Consider the following 6,470-nt stretch of genomic DNA (forward strand, 5'->3'; position numbering starts at 1 on the left):
CATCATATCGTGAGTTAGAGCTAGAAACCATAGTCAATGAGCTTGCTGGCATTAGGAATTAATCATAAAACGGCTTCCGTGGAGCTGCGTGAGAAGGCCTCTATCGGTGCCGAGCAGATGAGCCGGGCTCTTACCGAGTTAAATGATCACTACCGGAGTCATTCGGTGATCGTTTCAACCTGTAATCGGACCGAATTTTACATTCACTCGAATGATGAAAGCCCAGAACCGATTATTCACTGGCTTGCGGAATTTCAGCATGTTGATGAATCTCAGCTGCGCCAGGCATTATATATTTATCAAGACAGTGAAGTGATCCGGCACCTGATTCGGGTATCAGCCGGATTGGATTCGATGATTTTAGGGGAACCTCAGATCCTCGGACAGGTCAAGCAGGCTTACGCCGAAGCCCGGGAAGTCGGCGTGATCGGGCCAATTTTAGAGCGTTGTTTTCAGCGAGGCTTTGCTGCGGCCAAACAGATCCGAACGGAAACCGAAATCGGTGAAAATGCGGTCTCCGTTGCATTTGCCGCGGTGAGCTTAGCGAAGCGTATTTTCGCCGATTTGAGCGAATCGAAAGTATTGTTGGTCGGAGCTGGTGAAACCATCGAATTGGTCGCAAAACATTTGCTGGATCAAGGGGTGCATCAGATTACGGTCGCTAACCGGACGGTCGCCCGAGCTGAAGCTTTAGCTCATCAGTTTGGTGGTCGGGCCATTACCCTGAATGAATTACCGGATTATTTGCATGAGGCTGATATCGTGATTGGTTCAACCGCGAGTCCGTTACCTATTATTGGTAAAGGGTTGGTTGAAGAAGCGATGCGTAAGCGACGGCATCATCCGGTCTTTATGGTTGATATTGCCGTTCCCCGGGATATCGAAGCACAAGTGGGCGATTTGCGAGATGTCTATCTTTACACTGTGGATGATTTACAGGGCATTATTGAACAAAATTTAGCGCATCGGCGTGAAGCGGCTGATCAAGCTGAAAATATCATTGACCAGCAAGTGGCTGAATTTATGGCGTGGATGCGTTCGCTGGAAACGGTTGAAAGTATTCGTGAGTATCGTCAGAACAGTTTTAAAGTGCGAGATGGTGAGGTAGATAAAGCCTTGGATTTGTTGGCACATGGGCATGAGCCTGAAGAAGTGATTAAAGAGTTGGCATTTAAACTCACTAATAAATTGATTCATGCTCCGACTCAGGCGCTTAATAAGGCGGGGCGTGAAGGCCATTTAGAGCAATTAGAGGTCATCCGGGAAACCATCGGCGTGACTAAGTAGGCGTGAGTTAGCCCAGACTCATGGCGACCATTTACAGAGAACAGCATGAAAGCATCGGTATTAACCAAATTAGAAACACTCAAAGAACGTTACGAAGAAGTTCAGACTTTATTGGGAGAGCCTGACGTCATTGGTGATCAGGAGCAGTTCCGGGCACTGACGAAAGAATATTCTCAGTTAGAAGATGTCGTGCACTGCTTTGGCCAGTATCAGCAAGCGAATGAAGACTTACAGGTCGCTCAAGAAATGCTGAATGATAGCGATCCGGATATGCAAGAAATGGCCAATGAAGAGGTCGCAGAAGCTAAATCGACTTTGGAACGATTGGAAGGCGAACTACAGATCTTGTTATTGCCTAAAGATCCGAATGATGCGCGTAACGTATTTTTAGAAATACGAGCCGGTGCTGGCGGTGATGAAGCCGCAATCTTTGCCGGAGATCTGTTCCGAATGTACAGCCGTTATGCCGAACACCGGGGCTGGAAAATTGAAATTGTCTCATCTAATGAAGGCGAACATGGCGGCTATAAAGAACTGATTGCTAAAATTGCCGGTGAGCATGTGTATAGTGCAATGAAGTTTGAATCTGGCGGTCATCGGGTGCAACGGGTACCTGAAACCGAATCACAGGGCCGAATTCACACCTCCGCTTGCACCGTGGTGGTCATGCCTGAAATTCCCGAAGCGGAAGCCGTTTCGATTAATCCTGCGGATCTGCGAGTCGATACCTTCCGGGCATCGGGCGCGGGTGGTCAGCATATTAACAAAACTGATTCGGCAGTGCGTATTACCCATATACCAACGGGGGTTGTGGTTGAATGTCAGGACGAGCGTTCCCAGCATAAAAACCGGGCGAAAGCGATGTCGGTTTTGGTCTCTCGTTTACAGGCTGCTGAAGATGAAAAACGCCGCAGCGAAGAAACCAGTATGCGCCGAGAATTAGTGGCCAGTGGGGATCGCAGTGAACGGATCCGGACCTATAACTATCCGCAGGGCCGGGTGAGTGATCATCGTATCAACCTGACCCTGTATCGCCTGAATGAAGTCATTGAAGGTGATTTAGATGCGTTGCTCGATCCGATTATGCAGGAATATCAGGCCGATCAGTTGGCAGCCTTAGCGGACAATGACCTTTAATTTATCCATCGAACAAGCACTGCAGTTTGCGGGCAGTGCTCTGATCTCTAGTGATTCAGCCCGCTTGGATGCCCGGGTTCTATTAGGTCATGTGTTGGGAAAGCCCCCGGTTTATCTGATGACTTGGCCCGAGCGAAGCTTGACCGAATCGCAGTGGCAAGCTTATCAGCAGTTGCTGAAACGACGTCAGTCGGGCGAGCCGATTGCTTATATTATCGGTGAGCGTGAGTTTTGGTCACTTCCTTTTTACGTTGCTCCCTGTACATTAATTCCCCGTCCTGATACTGAAGTTTTAGTCGAGTTAGCACTTGAACGATTGAGCCCGCAGGCTCGTTTACTGGATTTGGGCACGGGAACCGGCGCGATCGCAATTGCCTTAACTCATGAGCGTCCTGATCTGATGACAACAGCCGTTGATATTCGGGAAGATGCGCTCGCGATTGCCAGACGGAATGGTGAACGTAATCAGGTCTCGGTCGATTGGCGATTATCTAGTTGGTTTGATGCACTATCAGGTTGCAAATTCGACATGATCGTGAGTAATCCACCTTATATTGACCCACTGGATGAACATCTGCAGCAAGGGGATGTTCGTTTTGAACCTAAGAGTGCGCTAGTAGCCGAAGCGCATGGATTAGCGGATTTGTTCACAATTATTGACGCCGCGCCAGCGTATTTAAATGAGGGGGGCTGGTTATTGTTGGAGCATGGGTATCAACAGTCGGAGCCATTGTTGGAATATCTGGCTAAACCAGGGTGGCATCAGGTACAGACCTGTTGTGATTATGCGGGTCAACCGCGGGTGACATTAGGTCAGTATCGGGTTAAATAATGATGAGTTATGTTTGGAATGGATTACAACTTCTAGGATTAACGTTATTACTCGGGCAATGGTTGGTACGCAGCGGTTATGGCTCCCTGTTATCACTTTCAGCGGAGCACTGGAAAAAAATAGAAGCGGGCTTGCTGTTACTGATTATGATCGGCAGTACCGGAAGTGCATTGCGAATTGGTCAAAAACCTTGGTTTGAAATATGGTACGCTGAACAAATTGGTGCATTAATGGTAGGCACTATTTTAATGCGGATCTGTTTTAAGTACTATCAACGACGTTGGGTACGCATTATTATAGGTTTAGGTATTTGTGGTTGGTTGATTATTGCCGCTAAGGCAGGGATTCATCATCGGCCTATTGGGTTGAGTTAGGAGAATATTCCGTGTTATTTGAAGCTCTGGCATTAAATGAAGAGTTATCTGGACGCGAAGCACAAAGTTGTCGGCATCAGCTGTTTCGCTGGTGGCATCAATGGTTATCTGATTATTCATTAGCCACAACCAGTAAGGCCCGGTTAGATCAGTTGATCGATTTAGTGTACGACCAGCTTGGATTTCGGGGAAATTGGAGAGATTTCTTCAATAGTGACAATGTTTATCTGGACAAAGTGATTCATCTGCGTCTGGGAACATCGGCCTCTTTGGCCTTAGTTGTGAGTTATTTTGCGCGTAAATTTGAGTTACCTATGGATATTCTCGATTTACCCGGGTGCTTTGTATTACGTTTTAACTTCGATGATGATTATTACTTCGATCCGTTTAACGGGGAAATCTTATCATTGCATGAAGTGGAGCTAAAATTACGGGGATATAAAGGTGATTTGGCGCGTTTAACCAGTGATCATTTGCGTCCACTGGAATCGCGACAGGTGATTATTCGCTGGTTATCTTCACTGAAAAGTGCCCTTATTCGGGAAGATCAGTTTGAAGAAGCTTTACGAGTTTCCGAAACTTTGCTGCGTTTTAATCCCGAAGATCCACATGAAATGCGGGATCGAGGCTTTTTGTTTCAGCAGCTTGATTGTGCCAATGTGGCGATTCACGATTATGAGTATTTTATTGAAAAATGCCCTAAAGATCCGGTTGCTGACTTGTTAAAAGTTCAGATCCGCAGTTTAGAACAAGATTCATCAACGATTCATTAATGAGATATATATGACTGCACAACAAGTCCAGGTTGCTGGATTAACAATAGCCAATGATCGTCCTTTTACCTTGTTTGCTGGGATGAATGTTTTGGAATCCCGAGATTTGGCCATGCAGATCGCCGAACATTTTGTCACCGTGACAGAAAAACTTGGGATCCCTTACGTTTTTAAAGCATCGTTTGATAAAGCTAACCGTTCATCCATTCATTCTTATCGTGGACCGGGATTAGAGCAGGGGCTGAAAATTTTTGAAGAAATAAAGCACCAGTTCAATATTCCCGTGATTACCGATGTGCACGAACCGGCCCAGGCTAAAGCTGTGGCTGAGGTCGTTGATATTATCCAATTGCCCGCTTTTTTGGCACGCCAAACTGATCTGGTGCAGGCGATGGCCGAAACTGGGGCGACTATTAATATTAAAAAACCTCAATTTTTAAGCCCGTCACAGATGAAAAATATTGTCGATAAGTTCGTGGAATGCGGCAATGAACGATTGATCTTGTGTGATCGTGGAACCAACTTCGGCTATGACAATCTAGTTGTCGATATGCTGGGATTTGGGGTGATGAAACGGAGCTGTGGTGATCGTCCGGTGATATTTGATGTAACCCATTCATTGCAGTGCCGTAGCGCCTTTGGTGAGGCTTCCGGTGGTCGCCGGGAACAGGTTTTGGAATTAGCCCGGGCGGGAATGGCAACCGGATTAGCCGGGTTATTTCTGGAAGCTCATCCTGATCCGGATCATGCTCGTTGTGATGGCCCCAGTGCGCTGCCATTGGCCAAACTAGAGCCATTTTTGGAACAAATTAAGGCATTAGACAGTTTAGTGAAGTCATTTGCGCCTGTTGATACCGCTCACTAATCAGTAGAGAGCCGAGTCGCGGCCCTTTGAAGTCGATAGATGAAACGCCAGGGATTACAGGATGGCTATGATGAAAACGATTGCTTCCGCGTTGGTTAGTTTGGCGCTGTTAAGTGGCTGTGCTTCTGTTTCACAGCCTGAGCCGATTGCATTGGCTGTTCCGCTGCAGATTAGTTATCAGTCGGAAGCTACATTAGTTCGATTAGGTCAGTTGATTGATTCGGGTAAATATCAGAATGAACAGCTTTCGCAGCTTTATTATGAACGGGGATTGTTATTAACGAATCTGGGATTGGAAGCCATGGCCCGATTGGATTTTAGCCATTCTATCCGGATTACCCCTGATTTTTCACCTTCCTATAATTTCTTGGGATTGTTTTATCTGAGTCATCAGGAATTAGACAATGCCTATGAGGCTTTTGACTCAGCGATTGAGCTGGATGCAACGGATACTTACCCATACTTTACCCGAGCTTTAGCGCTTTATTATGGACATAAATATACGCTTGCAGAAAAAGATATTCAGCACTATCAGGCTTCAGCTGAGAATGATCCTTATCGGTTAGTTTGGCAATATTTGATCCAAATGCATGATAACCCGAAACTGGCCCTGAAAACCTTACAGCAGGAGTATCAGCCGCATCAGCAAAGTGATGAGTGGGGTTGGAAAATTGTTGGATTGTATACGGGGGATATCTCTGTTCGGGAGTTTATTCATCTGGCCGATAATTCAGAGCAAAATAATGTGCAATTGGCGCAGCAGCTTTGTGAAGCTTATTTTTATCTGGCGAAAAAAATGCAGCTGGATGGAAAAAACGAACTTGCTAAATCGTATTTTAAACTGTCGCTTTCTGGCAATGTTTATGAATATATCGAGCATCGGTTGGCGCTGTTGGAATTACAGATTTATGATCAGCAGCCTTTTATGACTGCAAGAAAATCTTAGGGCTTCCTTTCTAGGCTATTAAAAACCCATGATGGCTGCCTTTTACACAGAAGTCCCTCACATGATGTGAGGGATTTTTTTGTTATCTCTAAACCACCGCCTTTGGCCTGTCTCTTGATCACAAGTCCTGTTCAAGAGACAAAGCGAGTTCATAGCCTTCAAGGATGGCTTGTAGTTTAAGCCATCCTTCCCAGAGCGTTTTAACTGCCGCTCTTCCATTTCTTTTACTGTCTTTCCAACCGCCAAGCCGTGCGAG

At 46.1% G+C, this 6,470-nt stretch carries 7 protein-coding genes; all 7 read left to right on the forward strand.

The annotated features are described in order from the left end of the window. The first annotated feature begins 36 nt into the window (after positions 1-36). Complete coding sequence (gene hemA, locus ABUE20_RS18635; RefSeq protein WP_408621468.1) at positions 37-1,287, forward strand: glutamyl-tRNA reductase; 1,251 nt, start codon at positions 37-39, stop codon at positions 1,285-1,287. A gap of 45 nt (positions 1,288-1,332) precedes the next feature. Further along, positions 1,333-2,424: a peptide chain release factor 1 gene (gene prfA / locus ABUE20_RS18640; protein ID WP_408621469.1), complete on the forward strand. Its 1,092-nt coding sequence runs from the start codon at positions 1,333-1,335 to the stop codon at positions 2,422-2,424. Beyond that, on the forward strand, positions 2,414-3,256 hold the full coding sequence (prmC, locus tag ABUE20_RS18645; RefSeq protein WP_408621471.1) for a peptide chain release factor N(5)-glutamine methyltransferase: 843 nt from the start codon (positions 2,414-2,416) through the stop codon (positions 3,254-3,256). Before prfA ends, prmC begins: the two co-directional genes overlap by 11 nt. Further along, positions 3,256-3,630: a hypothetical protein gene (locus ABUE20_RS18650; protein ID WP_408621472.1), complete on the forward strand. Its 375-nt coding sequence runs from the start codon at positions 3,256-3,258 to the stop codon at positions 3,628-3,630. The genes prmC and ABUE20_RS18650 overlap by 1 nt, the downstream gene beginning before the upstream one ends. Before the next feature lie 11 nt (positions 3,631-3,641). Further along, positions 3,642-4,403, forward strand: coding sequence for a SirB1 family protein (locus ABUE20_RS18655; protein ID WP_408621473.1), 762 nt, complete (start codon positions 3,642-3,644; stop codon positions 4,401-4,403). Positions 4,404-4,413: 10 nt separating this feature from the next. Continuing rightward, positions 4,414-5,268 carry a 3-deoxy-8-phosphooctulonate synthase gene (kdsA, locus tag ABUE20_RS18660; RefSeq protein ID WP_408621474.1) on the forward strand — a complete coding sequence of 285 codons (855 nt, stop codon included), beginning with the start codon at positions 4,414-4,416 and terminating at the stop codon, positions 5,266-5,268. A gap of 67 nt (positions 5,269-5,335) precedes the next feature. Then, positions 5,336-6,214 (forward strand): lipoprotein NlpI, encoded by an 879-nt coding sequence (nlpI, locus tag ABUE20_RS18665; protein ID WP_408621475.1) that lies wholly within the window; start codon positions 5,336-5,338, stop codon positions 6,212-6,214. Positions 6,215-6,470: the final 256 nt, after the last annotated feature.

The organism is Celerinatantimonas marina (genome assembly GCF_046054165.1).
In the GTDB taxonomy this organism is placed as follows: Bacteria; Pseudomonadota; Gammaproteobacteria; order Enterobacterales; family Celerinatantimonadaceae; genus Celerinatantimonas.

What these genes read in the sequence shown, in the direction of transcription:
- hemA (WP_408621468.1), top strand. Translation starts at nt 37, where the DNA reads ATGAGCTTGCTGGCATTAGGAATTAATCATAAAACGGCTTCCGTGGAG.
- prfA (WP_408621469.1), top strand. Translation starts at nt 1,333, where the DNA reads ATGAAAGCATCGGTATTAACCAAATTAGAAACACTCAAAGAACGTTAC.
- prmC (WP_408621471.1), top strand. Translation starts at nt 2,414, where the DNA reads ATGACCTTTAATTTATCCATCGAACAAGCACTGCAGTTTGCGGGCAGT.
- ABUE20_RS18650 (WP_408621472.1), top strand. Translation starts at nt 3,256, where the DNA reads ATGATGAGTTATGTTTGGAATGGATTACAACTTCTAGGATTAACGTTA.
- kdsA (WP_408621474.1), top strand. Translation starts at nt 4,414, where the DNA reads ATGACTGCACAACAAGTCCAGGTTGCTGGATTAACAATAGCCAATGAT.
- nlpI (WP_408621475.1), top strand. Translation starts at nt 5,336, where the DNA reads ATGATGAAAACGATTGCTTCCGCGTTGGTTAGTTTGGCGCTGTTAAGT.